Here is an 18,488-nt window from a genome sequence, read left to right on the forward strand (position 1 = left end):
CTATTTTGTTTTTGTCTTTAATAAGTTTAGAACAGCATCCGTTTTAAATTCTTTACTGATGTAGTCATTCAAAATAGTTAAATCTACAAATACTTTTTTTGTTAATATTTCTTCTAGTTCTTCTTCTGATCTTGCTACAGGAACTTTCTTTTCACTTCTGTCAAATGGTGCGACTGGATAAAATCCATCAATTAAAGTATCCTCAATTAGTGGCTCATATACTACATAATTAACCCCTTCAATTAATGCTTCTAAAAAAGTAGTCGAGGTTCCGCCAATTACTAAACTTGAATTAGTTAATGATGTCTTTAAATCATCCGTATCAAAAACAAAAAAATCTTTTTCGATATATTTATGATACCAATCAATATTTTCACTCGGATGTGGTCTTAATCGTACTTTCTTCACGCCCAATTTCTCTAAGACTTTTTTAATTGATAACAGATAATAAATAAGATTACTACGATCTCCCACTATCAAACTATCACTAAACTGAGATCCGTTAAGCGATTTAGTAATAATAAGTATATTATCCAGTTCAAATCTTAAATTTTGGTCTAATGACAGACTGCTATATTTAGGATGTCCGTTTACAATAATTTTATCTGGATTTAGTCCTGCTTTTACAAAATTTTTTTTTATACTTTCTCCCCAGACTACTAAATAATCTGTTCTATTATAATCAATATCATTATAAATACCTGGTAGTCCATGTATGAAGTTAAAGGTTGGAAGATTTAATTCTTTAAAGACGTCTATTGCCATTTTTTCAAAGAATCCAATATCTTGTGGCAAAAAAAGCGCTTTAATATTATGCCTAACAACATATTCTTTAAAATCAAACTTATATCTTTTTGCTAATGAAATAAAATCTGGTTTTAGCAAATCTTTAAAATCACCTGCCAACTTATGATTTAACTCAAAAGTTTGCTTAAAAAATGAATATTCAAAATACTTTTGATTTTTACCAAATATCCAAGGTGGAGTAATAAGTAAATATTCATTTAGTTCTGAATTATTATTTAAATTAAAATATGCTGAAGATAAGATAACATCAATGTCTGTTTTCTTTTTAAAACAGGAAAATAAAAATGCATATATCTTGATTCCAAAATTGAATAACTTATCTTTTATTCTTTTTTTTAAATCTCTTTCATATTCATTTGGACTTTTAAACTGTGCCCCATATGAATATATCCTGTTATTTAGATTAAAGTGCAAATAATCAAAAAAGAGTTGATCATTCGCTTTTTCTTTATGTTCTTCATTCAAAAAATTCAACAATAAATTTCTTTTCATTGATCTATCTATCTTTAATTTTTTTTGCAGGTACTCCTATCATTATTGAATTATCCTGCACATCTTTTGTAACGACACTTCCCGCTGCAATAACAGATCCATTTGCAATTTTTACTCCTGGCAAAATCACACAATTTGCTCCAATCCAAACATCATCACCAATAAAAACATCTGTTCTGGTTTCATCCCAGCCTTGTCCATTAATATTTTCACCTTTTTTAATATTATGATTTGATGCAACAATTGTTACAAATTGCGAAATCAGGCAATTATTTCCAATTGTTATTTCTCCTCCCGCAGCCCTAATATTGTTAAACTCTCCAATTGAAGTATTTTTACCTATTTTCAGTAGTCCCTTTTTACTAGAATGCCCAGAATTAATGGCATAAATAACAGTGAATGCTCCAATTACAACATCATTTGAAATATTTAAATTCTCTTTATTGTAATACAATTTAACTGTATTATCGATTATTATATTCTTTTTGCTTAAGGCTCTATACTTAAAAATAAAAAATAAAATTTTATGATAAATTGATCCCAAAATATTTTTAATAACCTTCATAATTGGTTTAAATTCTTAATCTATATTCTTATTATTCAATCTTTCACCTTTTGTCAAATCTACATTAATTACTTTCCCCAAAATATCGTTAAAATACTTAGGATGTAAGCCAAAACCAGGTCTAATGGATCGAACATTTTCCTCTGTTATTACGTCTCCAACTTTCATATCTTCCACAACATATAACGATCTTGAAAAATCTTTTCCTTTTGCCTGTTTTTCTGTTAAAGTGTAATCTACTACACCTATAGCACTTTCAGCTTCTCGAACTGCTTTTACCATTTCTGTAAATTCTTCTTCGTTCATAGAAAATGAAGCATCTGGTCCACCAATTGCTCTGTCTAAAATAAAATGTTTTTCTATAATTTTTGCACCAAAACAGGTTGCAACAATAGGAACTGTAACTCCCATAGTATGGTCAGATAATCCGCTTATAACTCCATATCTTTCAGATAAATCTTTTACCATACACATATTTGCCTCATTTATTGGAGCTGGATAACTTGACGTACATTTTAACAATGCCAAATCATTATTCCCCATTCTTCGACATGCCTCTAAAGCTAATTCGATATCCTCTTGCTCAGCAATACCTGTAGAAAGAATAATAGGTTTTCCTTTCGAAGCAACATACTCAATCAAAGGTATATCTGTAATTTCAAATGAAGCAATTTTATATGCGGGAACGTTCAACTCTTCAAGAAAATCAACAGCCGTTTTATCAAATGGCGAAGAAAAACAAATCAATCCTTGTTTTTCGGCTTCAAGAAACAATTCTTTATGCCATTCCCATGGAGTATATGCCTCTTGGTAAAGTTTATGCAAATTTTGACCATCCCATATCGTACCTTTAATTATAAAATCATCTTTATCACAATCTATAGTCATTGTCTCAGCCGTATATGTTTGCAGCTTTATACAGTTCGCACCTGCACGCTTTGCTGCTCTAATAGTTTCTAATGCTGTTTCAAGACTACCATTATGATTTGCAGATAATTCAGCAATTATAAAAACTGGTGATTCACTATTTATTTCTATATTTCCTAATTTCATTTTCTAATTAATTTATTGATCTTACTAAACAAAAGGCTTCTGCGAAATTAGTCCCAATTGTAATTCCCCATCTTTGAGCTTGAATTTTCAATGCTTCTGGAGAACGAGGATGAGGATATTCTCGACGTTCAAATTCATAGCTTTCCATCCCCTTAATCTTTGCATTCAAATCACTTTCTGATACACTAAAAAATAAATTTGGCAAAAACTGACGTGGATCAGTTGGCGATCTCCACTCAGTACCAGAAGGAGTTTCAAAAGTTATAATAGTCTTAACTTTTTCGTCTTTCATTGGTCTACAAGCTGTAATTATAGACTCAAAAGTTCGCTGATGATCCACATTTACATCTCCTCCATGATGAGTAAAAATTACTTCTGGATTGAATTGTTTTTTCTCTTTTTCAACAGTCTTAATAATATCTAATAACGCTACTGAATCAAATCGATTATCAGGAAAATCATAAATACTAGTACTATGATAACCTATGGCCAATTGTGCTTTTTTTATATTATCTCTGTGAATTGCAAGTTCCCTTTCCCATGCTTTAATATCTCTACTATCCGCACGAGATGTTATTCCTTCTCCAAGAATAACGACATGAGTCTGTACATTATATTCATTTATTAATTTGTGAAATGTGGCACCCAATCCTAATAATTCATCATCAGGATGGGCAACAACAATCATTATTTTTTTATTTCTTAAAAATTCTAACATTGGCAGTAATTATTTTTTCAGTTTCATTAAAAATAGCTTTATCAAATTCAAACTTTAAACTGTCATTTTCAATAAAGGCTTTTGGATAACCTTCACAATCCAACATCCTTATATAATCATAAGTTTCTTCTAGGCTTGTCAATTCAATTATATTACTATCTTCTGGCTTTCTTCTTGTGAATTCTGTAACTTCACCAAATTGAGGGGTTGCAATTAGCTCCTTTTGTATAATATCAAAAATCATTTCCCTTATTATTAGAGAAGCTCTGGAAAATATTTCTTCAGCAGTCCCGTATAATTCAAGCGATTCTTTTAGATAAATATCTCCAGTGTCAAGGCCTTCTTCAACTCTTAAAGCTGATATTTTTGTTGATTTGTATCCTCTAACAATCAAATTTTGCAAAGGACTACCTCCTCTTCCGAAGGGTAAATCAGTCATATGAAATACTATACATTCATATTTCTCGTAAATTTCTTTTGGAATAATATGCGACCAGTGAGGAATAAAAATTTTAGATGGTTTAAATTTTTCTAAATTATCTAAATTAAAATCGCTTTTTGAATCAATCAATAACCAATTTTCATTATTAAATGACTTTTTTAGATCATTAAAAAGATCTTTATGCCAGCTTTTTTCTGACAGAACAATATAGTTATTCATAATCTCTTTTAATTTTAGTACTCAAAAAATAAAAAATCTTCATTATCTGATTTCAAAGTTTTGAATCCTAAATGAGTAAAAACTTTCGCAGAAGGGTAATTTTCTTTTTTTACTGTGGCTTTAAATTTAAAATTAAATTTATTCAAAAGATGTTTGACAATTTCTTTTCCCAAACCTTGACCTCTATAAATATGATCAATCGAATAATCAATTTGCCACTGTGAACCAACTTTATCAATTCTAATTTGTCCAAAACATTTATTCTTATTACTTAGTATAAATATTTTTGTTTCTGAATCATTTATCTTTTTTTTAAACCAAGCTAAATGATTTTCCCAGATAATTTGGTCTTGTACAATAGAGTTCTTACGAACATCTTGATCATTGGCCCAAATAAATAACAATTCAACATCATCTTCATTAGCCTCTCTTAAAAACAATTCATCTTTAACTATACTACTATCGAATTTACTATGTATAACGACATCAATAAAACCACCATCAAAAAAGCAATGTTCTGTCAAAACTGCCTCTTTCTTATACCCCTTATCTTCAAGCATTTCATATAAATGAGGTCTTAGGTCAAATGCATAAGTATATATCTTATGAAGGTTTATTTCATTAAAAGCAAAAGTTTCAATTAACCCTAAATAAATGCTCCAATATCTTTTAAAATTATTCTTTTGTAATTCGGTATTCATTACAAAAGAGATTTCAGCATTTTTATCATTCCAATTAATATGGACCAATCCTCCATAACCAATGCAAATCTCATTCTCCAAAAAAGAAAACAAAATTTGATCTGGTTTACTTTGATCAAAAAGCTTTGCAACTATATTTTCAAAATAATAATTTTGATCATCAATAGTTAACAGTTTAACTTGACGCAAATGATAGATTTGTTCATTACGCCACTTCATAATGTCCATACGATCCTCAAACCGAATCGGAACAATCGAATAATTATCGTCTGAAAATATTTGTTTCTGAAATGCCTTATATGAATTCATCTTTATCATTTAATTCAATCTTTTAAAGCCACCATGGCATACGGGGCCGTTTAAAAGATCTTGAATTTTCAAATCTCCTTTCTCACACTTTGATATTGAACTATACACTTCATCAAGAGCATTAAAATAGGATTCTAAATGAGCCTCTGTTTGTGCTGTTGATGCATAAAAGTTAGTACTTGCTAAAAATCCTTTATCCAACATTTCCTGAGCAATAAATGTTTTATAGGAAAGAGCATCAGGGCTATTAAAGCTGTAAGTACTCAAAGCTGGAATTCCAGAAATAGAAATGTTTAATTTATATGAATCGGCCAATCTCTGCCAACCGTTACGCATTTTATTCCCAGTTGCTGTAATGATTTCCCAAGATTTTACTTCTTCCATCACTTTTAACGTAGCTAAGGCTGCTGTTGATCCAATTCTTTCAGTCCAAAATGTACTACTAATAAAAGTATTTTGGGCAGCTTCCATAACTTCTCTTTTACCTACAACAGCAGTTAGAGCATATCCGTTTCCAATTGTTTTTCCATACATTGCAATATCAGGTTCAACTCCAAATTTTTGATAAATTCCCCCAAAAGTTTCCCTAAATCCAGAGGTACATTCATCAAAGATTAAAACAATATTTCTTTCTGTTGCAAGATTTCTAACTTTCTGTAAAAAATTATCTTCTGGTCCAAAATTTCTGAGAACTTCCATTTTGATTACACCAATTTCATTGTTATTAACTATTGAAAGTAATTCCTCGAAATTGTTATAATTAAATGGATAAACAGTATCTTTTAAATTTTTCGGCACTCCTTTAGGGCTTAAACCTGCAAGCAAATGTCCAGATAAATCATCACCACCATCATTATGATTTGCTGACAAATACCAATCATGCCATCCGTGGTAACCACAAATAGCTACTTTATCTTTACCAGAAGCTGCACGAGCTATACGAATTGCTATTGAATTTGCTTCACCACCACTCCTAGCAAAACGGACCATATCAGCCCATGGATTTAATTCAACTAATTTTTCAGCTAAATAAACTTCCTCAGGACAATTAAGAGTCGTCATGTTTCCTTTTTTTACAGTTTCCAAAACGGCATTATCAACTTCATCATTACCATATCCAAGTGTATTGGTTCCAATACCCATTATTGACATATCTAAAAGTTCTTTTCCGTCTAAATCCCATATTTTACAACCTTTTGCTTTTGAAAAATAAGATGGCCATAAATCTGGTAAAAACATTTCCGGTCTTTTAGATAACAACATTGTACCACCTGGTATTAATGTTTTAGCTTTCTTATATAATTCTTGTCCTGTTCCCATTATATATCTTTTTTTAATGACTTTAATAATCCTTCGTTTCTTATAATTTCACCATTTATTCTGGTCAAATCATTTTCAATAATGTAATTCGTATATTCACTCCAAGATTTATCTGTGCCTAATTCCTTTACAAGTATTTCAATTAAATCAAAATCTCTCTTTTCATCAACAGTCATTCTAATATTAGAAAAATCTGAATTACAAGCATAATTAATAGACGAAAATAAATGTCCACCATTAAAATCTGAGTTATTTCTAATATAAGGTGTAACATGTTCTCTTTCAGAAAGCAATTTAGCTTCTTTCCATGCTTTTTCTAATGCTGAAAATTTAAATACTTCTATATCCTGTCCATCTGGAAAATTTTCTATTAAAATATTTGAACCATAGTCTTTATCATTTTCTTGCACAAATGATATCACTTTATCAACCAAATTTGGATCTATAAGTGGACAGTCCGATGTTACACGCACAATCCAATCAGGTTTATCAATCTTTACTGACTGATAAAATCTATCTAGTACATCAGATTCAGACCCTCTAAAGGATTCATATCCCCATTCTCTGGCTTTATTGTAAATTATAGCATCCGCATCAACAATAGTTGTAGCAACAATTATTTTAGAAACTTTAGAGCTTTTTTTTAATCTATCCAGGTGAATTTGAAGTAATGATTCCCCATTTATTTCCTTTAACACTTTTCCAGGCAGTCTTGTACTTCCTAATCTAGCCTGTGTAATTAATATTGTTTTTATTTCCATAAGGATGGATTTAGCAAATCTAAATCTTTAACTTTTATAGCATTGATTTTATCTAAAAGATCTTGATTCAGATTATAATTTAGAGCATTTAAATTATCTGTAAGTTGTTCTGGAGAATCTACTCCAATTAAAACTTCATCAATTAATTTATTATTTAGACAATAGCTTAACGCTAGACTGGAAAGATTAATATTTTCAAGTTTAGCAAAATCTTTAATAGCAAGTAATTCTGATGATAGTTTTTGAGAGATAATGTTATCAAAGTTTTCTTTAAAAAATAATCCTTGCAAAAAAGCAGATCTTGTATGAATTATTTTTCCTTTTTTCTTTAAAGCTTCCATTACTCCACCACGTATTGAAGTATTATCGAGTAAATTAAATGGCATCTGTACAACTGTTATGCTATCATCTGACAATAATGATTCTATTTGTTCATTTGTATAAACAGAGACTCCGATATGATTAATAATTCCAATCTTTTTAAATTCATTTAAAACCGAAATACATTCTTTATTATTTAAGTATGACTCAAACGAATGAAACATTAAAACATCTAAAAATTTTACGTGTAATTCCTCCAAATAAGTGTTTACTTTATATTCAATATCTTTAATATCACCGTGAGGAATCTTAGTAATGATATTAAATATTAAATTGGGGTTTAATTTATGAAAATCGCCTATAACCTTATGAGCATCTCCATAAGCTTCCGCTGTATCTAAAGTACGAACACCCAAATCAAAAGCCTTATTTAAGATCTGACAACTAGTTTCAAAACTTAATTTACCGTTGGTATTATTAATACCATAATTTAGGCCCATTTGAACCGTTCCTAATATTAATTTATTATTCAATTTACAAAATATTAAAAATCTGTATTTTATTACCTACTTATAGCTGGCATTAATATCTTTTTTGAGTAATGAGATAACTATATTTATCAAAATAATTATCTGTTGCATCCAGTATTTTTCTGAATGATTCCAGATATATTTATCAAGAAGGTAATATAGTTTTGAGGAAGTAAAAATTTCATCATAGTTTTGCTTAAATGAAAACGTAGTAAACTCATTAATATACTTGTATATATTTCTAAAAGATTTTTCCAATAAAAAATCAACAATTACAGGAATTTCCCTATTTTTTTTTAAAACTCTATCGATTTCAGAAATAACTTTAAACAAAATATCTCGATCTATAACATAAAAACAAATCCAACGATGACTATATCAATAAATTTATCTTCAAAGGCATATAATTTATCTCCCGTGCCATGTATAAAATATACATCAGAAAAATGTTCTACCTCATACTTTATAGCATTCTTGAAGGATCAATTCCATAAACCTCACAACTACTATAGATAGACTTTAAAGCATTTATTCGATATCCTGCTGAAAATCCAATTTAAAGAATTTTATCCGGATTAAGATTATATTCTTTTATCAGAGTAATAACCCGGTCACGTTGAAAGGTATATTTTTCAATAACTTAGCGATTTCTTACAAACCAAGCATATGCCTTACTAGCAAGAAACGATTCTTTCTGATTATTTTTATTCAAAATAAGAGTTTATAATCTTTATTACAAATTCTTGTTCTTCCTCTGTTAATGTTGGATACATCGGTAAACTGATGCAATCTTTATAATACTGTTCAGCAAATGGCATATCACCTTCTTTCCATCCAAATTGCTTATAATATGGCATAAGATGACATGGAATATAATGAATCTGAGCAAATATGTTATTTTTTCTAAGATAATTATAAAGTCCTAATCTATCATCAACTTCAATTATATATAAATGATAAGCATGTCCTTCTACTACACCAGATTGTCCTTTAATGAAACTTTTATTAATGAAAGCTTTATTGTAATTTGTTGCAATTTCACGTCTTTTTGCAATCCCATCATTAGCTCTTTCTAGTTGACTTAATCCTAATGCAGCTTGAAAGTCGGTTAATCGATAGTTAAATCCTAAGGTCTGCATTTCCATATACCAGGAAGGATAAACTATTTCTTCTGTTTCAAATCCATTAGCAAATTTTGTAGAATTAACATATTCTCCTTCATTTTTTGTAATTCCATGTGTACGCAGGGCTAGAAGTTTTTTATACAACTTTTCATCATTAGTTGTAATCATACCACCTTCACCACATGCAATGTGTTTTACAGGATGAAAAGAAAATATTGCCAGATCAGCAAAATTACCATTTCCGCAATTTTCTAGTATATTCTTAGAATTTAAAAATGCTCCGCCTGGTGCATGACAAGCATCTTCAATAATCCATAAGCCAAATTCATCAGCTAATTTTCTAAAAGCTTCCAGATCTACCGCTCTTCCGGCAAAATCAACAGGAATAATCCCTTTGTATGTTCCTTTTGGAGAAGACTCCAATAACGATCTAACTTTATTGATATCTAAAAGATAAGTATTTGGATCAATATCAGAAAATATCACTTCTCCTCCACAATACCGAACACAATTTGCAGATGCTGCAAAAGTAATAGGTGTAGTAATTACTTTATCGCCTTCCTTAACACCTAAAGCTAATGCACATAGATGCAAAGCTGCAGTCCCATTAGAAACTGCCACTGCAAATTTACTTCCGATATAATTTGCAAATGCATGCTCAAACTCAGATATTTTTGGTCCTTGTGTTAAATACTCAGATTTTAATGCTTCAATTACAACATTAATATCTTCTTCAGTAATATTTTGACGACCGTATGGTATGATATTCTGTCCCATTATATTTCAAAAGTTGGGTCTAAATGTTCTTTTATTAAAGTTCTCAAAGTATCTACCGTTTCCCATTCGGTATTTGTTCCTGAATTATAATTAAATCCTGGTTCCACTAATTTAGCATTAAATTTATCAACAAAATCACTTATATTAAAAGTAGGAACAGTAGGTAATATCGTATAATATTTTCCTAAATCATAAGTATAAAATGCATCTGAAGATGTGATCATTTCCTCATGAATTTTTTCACCAGGCCTAATTCCAACAATATCCAAAGAACACTCGGGAGCAACTGCTTTAGCCACATCAACAATATTATAAGATGGAATTTTTGGGATAAAGATTTCTCCTCCCCATGCATGCTCAATGGCATGCATCACCATGTCAACTCCTCCTTGAAGAGAGATATTAAATCTTGTCATTGTTGTGTCTGTAATAGGTAATTTTCCTTCAGATTTCTTCTTCATGAAGAATGGAATTACTGAACCATTAGATCCCATTACATTACCATAGCGTACGACTGAAAATTTAATCGGATTCTCTCCCTTTATATTATTAGCTGCAACAAACAATTTATCGGAGGTTAGTTTTGTTGCACCATACAAATTAATAGGAGCACATGCTTTATCAGTTGACAGAGCAACTACATTTTTGACACTTGTTTGCAGGGCGGCATAAATTACATTTTGTGCCCCGCCAATATTAGTTTTAATACATTCGTCTGGATTATATTCCGCTAAATGGACATGTTTCATAGCGGCAGCATGAATAACAATATCAACACCTTGAAAAGCTCTTACCAATCTTTCTTGATCTCTTACATCACCAAGAAAAAAACGTATTTGAGGATAATCTTTCTCCAAATATTCCTGAGCCATCTGAAATTGTTTTTGCTCATCTCTAGAAAGAATTATAAGTTTTTTTATATTAGGATGATTTTTAAAAATATGTGCAGTCAGTGCTTTCCCTAAAGAACCTGTACCTCCTGTAATCAAAATTGTTTTATTTTCAAGATTCATTTTATCTACTTTTTTATGATATAATTTAAAAAATATATTTTTACATTATTAGTTTTAACTAGTATACTTGTTGTGGATAGTTTTACTTATGACAATAACTGTCTTAATAGTCTTCTTATCACCAAAAACAATGAGACCAAAAAGCCCGCTAAAAAACCACCAAAAACAATTCCCTTAGCCTTTCCTAAACGTTCCTTATTTAAAGGTAAAATCGGTCTGTCAATTACCTGAATTAAAGGAGTTTCCTTTCTCAAAGTTACTTTTGCCAGTTCGCATTGTTTAACCAACTCTGTAAGTATTGCAGTATTTGCCTGAACATCTACCTGTCTTCTTGCAGAAGGGGCTCTCCTAACATTTAAGGCTGGATTTAAATTAAAAGTATTATCATTAGCAACCGCTACACCAGTAATTGCACCATTTAATTCAGAACGAACAGAATCCGTTTGCCTCTCTAAAATTTTCATATTCATACGAGCCTTTTTACTTTTAGTCTCGATATAAAATTCACCTACTTGTTTTGCAAGAGCCTCAGTAAAGTATAATGAAAACAATTCGTTATCTGACTTTACATCCATTGTAATAATTGAGATCTTTTTATCTTTTTGTGCTACGGTTAAGTGATTATTAGACAAATCCTTATAAATCACTCCCAAAATACTATCATGTGCACGTGTAAATAGCTTACGATTAGTCTCTGGCAAAAATTGAAGCTTCTTTAATTTAGGTATTTCGTTCCACTTTTCTCTCCATTCACTATTTTGAATATACATTTCTGCTAACGAAATTCTTTTTCCATTTATTAAAACTGGACTAAGCAATGTTTTTTCAACCATTGCTCTAGATTTAAACAATTCCGTCAAATTAGAACCAGTAAAAATACTTCCTCCACCACCTCCAATATCAATTCCAAGCGAACTTGCTAAACCCATTGCTCCTCCTAATCCTCCAGATGGTTTTTCATCTTCTAACGCAAAGGTTAAAGTAGCCGTGTAAGCTGGTTTCTTAATTAAAGAATATGAAAGTCCAAGCACAGATCCAATTATTCCGGCTATAATGATAATTTTCCATTTAGAAAGCAAATAATGATACCATTCGACAATTTTTTGAATCAATTCCTTTAAAGTGACTTCATCATTAACATTCGATTCTTTTTCCATTTAAAATCTATTTAAAAGCTGTAACAATTAATAACGCTAAACTAGAAATCACACTTCCAATTCCAACCCATTCTCCAGCTGTCATTTTTTTAGTTTGTGGTTTTTCCGGAACTACAATTTGTGAATCAGGTTCTACACTAGGATAGGATCTGAAAAACAAAAATGATGTCGTTACAGAAGCTTTCCCATTAGGGTAAATAATATAAGCTTTCTTTTTCCATCCTTTACTATCCACTCCTCCAACTGAGTTTATATAATATTTAAACCCTTTTCCTTTTCTATATGGAATCTCAGAAGTTAGTAAAACATTGCCTGTCACTTTTACACCTTCATTATAAACGGCAACTTCAATCTCATCTCCTGGAAACAAAGTAACGTTTGAATAATGATTTTTATCTTTTACGATCTTCTCCCAATTTACAGGAATAGTCGCGAATTTTAATTCATCTCTAAGTTTTTTCGACAATTTAGAACTGAGAGTATCTTTATCTTTTAAATTTAAACCTTCTTGTTTTGGTTTTAGCGCTTCTTCTTCCGCAGTAAGTTTTTTATCCAAATTAAGGTTTACAGACTCTAACTGTTCAATTTGCTCTTGCTTAATCGGTCTTTTTATTTTCATACCATCCAGATTTGCAATTGAGGTCAAACCTCCCGCTCTCATCACAACGTTGTAAACAGTTTCTTTTTTATTTGCCAGAACATATTTACCAGGATAGGTAACAGCTCCACTTACCTTAACCATTTCAGGTTTTTCATAGACCGCCATTTTACGTATATTGATGACATCGAAAGGTTTTAATACAAAATTCTTAATCTGTTCGTTATTATTAGCTGTGATTTCAAGTTCAACCAGTTCAATTCTCTTTGGATCGGCATCATCAATCACATCAGATTTTACCATTCGGGCTATTTCAACTCTTTTTGATGCAGATCCAGTCAAACCACCAACTTGTACTACAAGATCATTTAAAGTTAAATTTTCAAAGTATTCATACTCTCCTGGTTTTTTAACTTCCCCATCAATTGTTACTTTATACTCTTCTCTGAATTCCAAAATAGAATATACTGTTACAATATCTTCTCTTCTAAGTTCTATATCTGCATTCAAATCTCCGGATAGAGCAGCACTTAAATCTACATTAACAATTTCAGTTGTTAAATCGGTCTTCAAACGAATAATTCGTGCTCTTTTAGTATAAGCATCTTCCTTAAGCCCTTCCGCTCTTGTGATAAGATCTGAAATTCTCATTCCTTCACTATAAGAATAATAATCCGGTCTGAAAACAGCTCCTTCAATTTTAATACGATTTTCAAATCGGTTCAAGATTTTTGTAACTTTAAATACATCTCCTGATTGCGGAACATAGGAACCATATTCACTTTCGTTGATATCGTGAACTTTAAATTCCTTTCCTGTTTTCTGAAGTACATTTACTGATGCAGTATAAGCAAACTCATTAAAACCTGAGGCAAAATTCAAAAGATCAGAAAATTTTTCTCCTTTTTTCATCTCGAAAATCCCTGGTCGTTTCACCTCTCCTTCAACTACTACTCTTTGGGTGTAAGCAGGGATTCTAATAACATCATTATCCTTTAAACTCACGTTATCAGATTGATCCCCTTTTACCAGAAACTTGTAAATATCAACATTTTTATAAACTTTGTTATTTCGAATCAATTCAATATTTCTATAACTGCCATTCTTACCCGGACCTCCCGCTAAATGAAGTGCGTTATATACAGAGGCAAGAGAGGAAATAGAATAGTTACCCGGTTGCTTCCCTCCAACAATCGTTACTTTAATTGTTCTAATATCGCCCAAACTAACACTAACCTGAGATTGTCCAGATCGCACCGTACTGTAAACTCTTGCAATCGCTGCTTTTATTCTTTGTGAAGCAGCCTCGATTGACATTCCTGACACTGCTATTTGTCCAACATTTTGAATTGAAATTTTACCTTCAAAATTAACCGGAACAGTATCATCAAACTGTTGAATGCCATATATACTGATTTCTAACTTATCCCCTGGCCCTAAAATATAATTTACCGGTGTTGCCATTTTCAAATCCGGTTCAAAATTTAAAGTTGGGTTATCAAACAATTCGGATCCAAAAATCAAAGCGTTTAATGAATCTTTTATTTTTTCGTTTCTAATCTTCTCCTGTTTTCTTCCAAACTCAGAATCCTTATCAAACTCATTTGACTTATCGTCTTTCTTTTTATCCTTATCTTTAGAGTTCTTATCTTTGTCTTTACCATTCTTTTTCTCGTACTCCGTTACTCTCGTTCGTAATTTATCGAACTCACTTTGACTCATCCCTTTTGATAAAGCCATAGACTGAACATCGTTGATGGTAGCATTATTGCTCTTTAACTGAGCAACAATTTTGCCTATTTCGTCATCAGATAAATAATCCACTTTTACTGTACTTAAATCTTTCGACTTTATTATATCCTGAGCATTTGCATTAAAAGACGCTAGCAAAATAAAAAACAAAGCAAGAACGTATATTATCTTTTTCATATTTGAGTTAAAATTTAACCTTAAATTTGGTTGAAACGAAATGTTTCTTTTAGGAGTATTGTTTTTGATAGTAATCCTTATAAGAACCGGAAGTCACATTTTGCAGCCATTCTTCATTATTCAGATACCAATTAATCGTTTTTTCTAAGCCTTCTTCGAAAGTCACCGAAGGTTTCCATCCCAATTCTTTATTAATTTTTGATGCATCTATGGCATAACGCAAATCATGTCCCGGCCTATCTTTCACATAAGTAATTAATTCTTGTGAAGTCCCTTCTGATCTACCCAGCTTCTGGTCCATAATCTGGCATAATAATTTAACCAGATCTATATTTTTCCACTCATTAAAACCTCCAATATTATACGTTTCATGATTTTTACCTTCGTGAAAAACCAAGTCTATTGCAATAGCATGGTCTTCCACAAATAACCAATCACGTGTATAATTACCATCCCCGTAAACGGGTAATGGCTTATTATTTATGATATTATTTATAAAAAGAGGTATCAATTTCTCTGGAAAATGATAGGATCCATAATTATTAGAGCAATTAGTCAAAACATAAGGTAAACCATAAGTTTCTCCATAAGCTCTCACAAAATGATCTGAACTTGCCTTAGAAGCAGAATAAGGAGAATTAGGGTCGTAAGAAGTGCTTTCAGTAAAAAGTCCTTCTGCTCCAAGTGAGCCATAAACCTCGTCCGTACTAATATGGTAAAAACGTTTTCCTTCAAAATTTCCTTTCCATTGATTCTTTGCTGCGTTTAATAAATTCATTGTTCCAATCACATTGGTTTTAACGAAAGCTAATGGATCTTCAATCGAACGATCCACATGAGATTCCGCAGCTAAATGCAAAACGCCTTCAAAATTATGTTCTGAAAAAAGTTCATTTATAAAAGTTTCATCTACAATATCTCCTTTTACAAATGTATAGTTAGACTTATCCTCAATATCTTTAATATTCTCCAAATTTCCGGCATAAGTCAGCGCATCCAAATTAAAGATCTGATATTCTGGGTATTTATTTACAAAACGTCTTACTACATGTGAACCAATAAAACCGGCGCCGCCAGTTACAAGAATTTTCTTCATTTTGCTTTCCATTTAATTTAACAATTTTGAATTTTGTCTTTCTAATTCGCAATATAAATCTTTTACATCCTGCGAACTTTCCTTTTGTAGGATCAGGTTTGCAGTACTTGTATAGACAAAAATGGTGTTTTTTAATCCTAAAAATGCAGTATATTTTTCGGTACCAATAACCATATTCCCATTATCATCCACAGAATGCCCTCTTGAAACCAAATAATCATAAACGGATTCAAACGAACCTAAGTCCGACCATGAAAATGCTGCAGGAACTACTTTTATTTTCTTACTGCGTTCCATAACAGCATAATCGATACTTATAGATGGGATTTCTAAAGACAAATCTAAATCTAAAAAACCCTCTTTGTTAGCTTCCCAAACAGCTTTAGATTTCTCAAAAACGTCCGGTTGAAATTGTTTTAATTCCTCTAAAAGAACTCCGGCTTTAAAACAAAACATACCGCTATTCCATAGAAAATTACCTCTTGCGATGAAATTTTTAGCAGTTGTTTCGTTTGGTTTTTCACGAAATGAAACTACTTTATCACCTTTTGATTCAATGTAACCGTATCCTGTTTCTGGTTTCGTTGGAATAATCCCAAAAGTTACTATAAAACCCTCTTTAGCTTTTACAATAGCTTCATCTATAGCTTTATTGTAATCTTCCATCTTTTCAATAATATGATCAGATGGGGTTACAATTAAAATATCATCAGGATCACAAGCAAATGCAGCAAAAGCAATTGCCGCAGCGGTATTTCGGGGAGTCGCTTCAACAATATTAACATACTCTCTTTTAGACTTATCCATTACTTTGGCACTAAGAGTGTGATTGTCTACATTACCAACAACCATCACTTTATCAGCTAAATGATTATTGCGATCCACTGTCAATTCAAATAAAGACTTTCCTTCAAACATCTCCAAATATTGCTTTGGTTGACTTTTTCTGGATAATGGCCAAAGTCTGCTGCCGATACCACCTGTCAAAATAACATGTATGATTGAATTATTTACTTCCATTTTTCTTTAAATAAAAAAAGCCTTCTTACTATAGCCTGTTATCAGCTAAAGTACCTAAGACTCCCTTTACATCGTATAATAAACTATTTTCTTTCTGCAACTCTGAAAAATCCAGTTTTAAAAATTCAGCATGTGCTACTCCAAGTACAACCGCATCGAATTTTTCTTTTGGTACAGAATTAATAGTTTGTAATTTGTATTCTTTTTTAACTTCCTCTATACTGGCTAAAGGATCATATAATGTGACTGCAATTCCATATTCTTTTAACGCTTTGATTACATCAACAATCTTTGTATTTCTAACATCCGGACAATTTTCTTTGAAAGTAATTCCAAGCATTAACAAATTAGCTCCATTAACAGAAATTCCTTTTTTGATCATCAGTTTTACCACCTGAGCGGCTACATACTCTCCCATGCTGTCGTTTAAACGTCGTCCTGCCAAAATTATTTCAGGATGGTATCCGAATTCTTGAGCTCTTTGCGCCAGATAATAAGGATCTACACCAATGCAGTGTCCTCCAACCAATCCTGGCTTGAAGGGTAAAAAATTCCATTTTGTTGCAGCTGCCGCCAATACCTCTTGAGTATCGATATCCATAAGGTTGAATATCTTGGCTAGCTCATTTACAAAGGCAATATTAATATCTCGTTGTGAATTTTCTATAACTTTAGCTGCCTCCGCCACTTTTATTGAAGGTGCCAAATGTGTTCCGGCAGTAATTACAGATTTATAAAGAGCATCAACTTTTTGGCCAATCTCTGGGGTTGAACCTGAGGTTACTTTAAGAATTTTCTCGACGGTATGTTCCTTATCTCCAGGGTTTATCCTTTCAGGTGAGTATCCTGCAAAAAAATCTTCATTAAATTTTAACCCAGAAACTTTTTCTAAAACCGGCACACACTCTTCCTCCGTTACACCAGGGTATACAGTCGATTCGTAAATAACAATATCCCCTCTTTTTAATACTTTACCAACTGTTTCACTCGATTTGTATAAAGGAGTCAAATCAGGTCGATTATTTTTATCTACCGGAGTAGGTACAGTTATCACAAAATAATTACAGTCTGCGATATCATTTATAGAAGTTGTACAAAACAACCCTTGTTTATCATCAGAATTATTGATTAAAACCTTTTGTAAGGTTTCGTCATCTATTTCCAATGTAGTATCTGTACCTGATTTTAAAGAAGCAACTCGCCCTTCATTGATATCAAAACCTACAACGGCAAATTTTGTGGCAAATAATCTGGCCAAAGGTAAACCAACATAACCTAAGCCTATAACGGCTATCTTTATGTTTTCATCCAATTTGTATTCTTTTTTATCCACTACAGTCATTTCAATTCACGGCTCCGCCCTTCTGAGTCACAAAATTTTGCCCCAGACACCCCACATTTATTTTCGGCAAATATAGTATATTAACTCAATTTAATCAATACGGTTTCCCGTAATACCCAAAAAAACGGACTATTAAAAAAAACTTAATCCAACAATCCTCTATCAATCAGCATGCAAAAAACTATATTATAAAA

Annotated in this window: 16 protein-coding genes; all 16 read right to left on the reverse strand. The window is 31.5% G+C overall.

Annotated elements, in window-relative coordinates:
- The 16 genes from ACAM30_RS04940 to ACAM30_RS05015 all read right to left on the reverse strand — a co-directional run bounded on the left by ACAM30_RS04940 (position 1) and on the right by ACAM30_RS05015 (position 18,294).
- Positions 1-1,299, reverse strand: a complete 1,299-nt coding sequence (locus tag ACAM30_RS04940; protein WP_369617502.1) for a hypothetical protein — start codon at positions 1,297-1,299, stop codon at positions 1-3.
- 4 nt (positions 1,300-1,303) lie between these two features.
- Positions 1,304-1,864 carry a DapH/DapD/GlmU-related protein gene (locus tag ACAM30_RS04945; RefSeq protein WP_369617503.1) on the reverse strand — a complete coding sequence of 187 codons (561 nt, stop codon included), beginning with the start codon at positions 1,862-1,864 and terminating at the stop codon, positions 1,304-1,306.
- A gap of 15 nt (positions 1,865-1,879) precedes the next feature.
- A complete protein-coding gene (gene pseI, locus ACAM30_RS04950) occupies positions 1,880-2,917 on the reverse strand; it encodes a pseudaminic acid synthase (protein WP_369617504.1) in 1,038 nt (345 codons plus the stop codon).
- A gap of 7 nt (positions 2,918-2,924) precedes the next feature.
- Positions 2,925-3,635: a PIG-L deacetylase family protein gene (locus ACAM30_RS04955; protein WP_369617505.1), complete on the reverse strand. Its 711-nt coding sequence runs from the start codon at positions 3,633-3,635 to the stop codon at positions 2,925-2,927.
- Positions 3,613-4,296, reverse strand: a complete 684-nt coding sequence (locus ACAM30_RS04960; RefSeq protein WP_369617506.1) for a formyltransferase family protein — start codon at positions 4,294-4,296, stop codon at positions 3,613-3,615. The genes ACAM30_RS04955 and ACAM30_RS04960 overlap by 23 nt, the downstream gene beginning before the upstream one ends.
- Before the next feature lie 14 nt (positions 4,297-4,310).
- Entirely contained in the window at positions 4,311-5,306 is a 996-nt protein-coding gene (locus tag ACAM30_RS04965) for a GNAT family N-acetyltransferase (protein ID WP_369617507.1), read from the reverse strand.
- Positions 5,307-5,315: 9 nt separating this feature from the next.
- On the reverse strand, positions 5,316-6,626 hold the full coding sequence (locus ACAM30_RS04970) for an aminotransferase class III-fold pyridoxal phosphate-dependent enzyme (protein WP_369617508.1): 1,311 nt from the start codon (positions 6,624-6,626) through the stop codon (positions 5,316-5,318).
- Positions 6,626-7,387, reverse strand: a complete 762-nt coding sequence (locus tag ACAM30_RS04975) for a hypothetical protein (protein ID WP_369617509.1) — start codon at positions 7,385-7,387, stop codon at positions 6,626-6,628. Before ACAM30_RS04975 ends, ACAM30_RS04970 begins: the two co-directional genes overlap by 1 nt.
- The gene (locus tag ACAM30_RS04980) at positions 7,378-8,241 is read right to left on the reverse strand and encodes an aldo/keto reductase (RefSeq protein WP_369617510.1); all 864 of its coding nucleotides are present in this window, start codon (positions 8,239-8,241) and stop codon (positions 7,378-7,380) included. The genes ACAM30_RS04975 and ACAM30_RS04980 overlap by 10 nt, the downstream gene beginning before the upstream one ends.
- Before the next feature lie 701 nt (positions 8,242-8,942).
- On the reverse strand, positions 8,943-10,139 hold the full coding sequence (gene pseC, locus ACAM30_RS04985; protein WP_369617511.1) for a UDP-4-amino-4,6-dideoxy-N-acetyl-beta-L-altrosamine transaminase: 1,197 nt from the start codon (positions 10,137-10,139) through the stop codon (positions 8,943-8,945).
- A complete protein-coding gene (gene pseB / locus ACAM30_RS04990; RefSeq protein ID WP_369617512.1) occupies positions 10,139-11,152 on the reverse strand; it encodes a UDP-N-acetylglucosamine 4,6-dehydratase (inverting) in 1,014 nt (337 codons plus the stop codon). Before pseB ends, pseC begins: the two co-directional genes overlap by 1 nt.
- Before the next feature lie 86 nt (positions 11,153-11,238).
- Positions 11,239-12,309: a lipopolysaccharide biosynthesis protein gene (locus ACAM30_RS04995; protein ID WP_369617513.1), complete on the reverse strand. Its 1,071-nt coding sequence runs from the start codon at positions 12,307-12,309 to the stop codon at positions 11,239-11,241.
- 7 nt (positions 12,310-12,316) lie between these two features.
- A complete protein-coding gene (locus ACAM30_RS05000; protein ID WP_369617514.1) occupies positions 12,317-14,836 on the reverse strand; it encodes an SLBB domain-containing protein in 2,520 nt (839 codons plus the stop codon).
- A gap of 49 nt (positions 14,837-14,885) precedes the next feature.
- Positions 14,886-15,932, reverse strand: a complete 1,047-nt coding sequence (gene rfbB, locus ACAM30_RS05005) for a dTDP-glucose 4,6-dehydratase (protein ID WP_369617515.1) — start codon at positions 15,930-15,932, stop codon at positions 14,886-14,888.
- A gap of 12 nt (positions 15,933-15,944) precedes the next feature.
- Positions 15,945-16,952: a mannose-1-phosphate guanylyltransferase gene (locus tag ACAM30_RS05010; RefSeq protein WP_369617516.1), complete on the reverse strand. Its 1,008-nt coding sequence runs from the start codon at positions 16,950-16,952 to the stop codon at positions 15,945-15,947.
- Positions 16,953-16,980: 28 nt separating this feature from the next.
- On the reverse strand, positions 16,981-18,294 hold the full coding sequence (locus ACAM30_RS05015) for a nucleotide sugar dehydrogenase (protein ID WP_369617517.1): 1,314 nt from the start codon (positions 18,292-18,294) through the stop codon (positions 16,981-16,983).
- Positions 18,295-18,488: the final 194 nt, after the last annotated feature.

The sequence above is a fragment of the Flavobacterium sp. CFS9 genome (genome assembly GCF_041154745.1).
In the GTDB taxonomy this organism is placed as follows: domain Bacteria; phylum Bacteroidota; class Bacteroidia; order Flavobacteriales; family Flavobacteriaceae; genus Flavobacterium.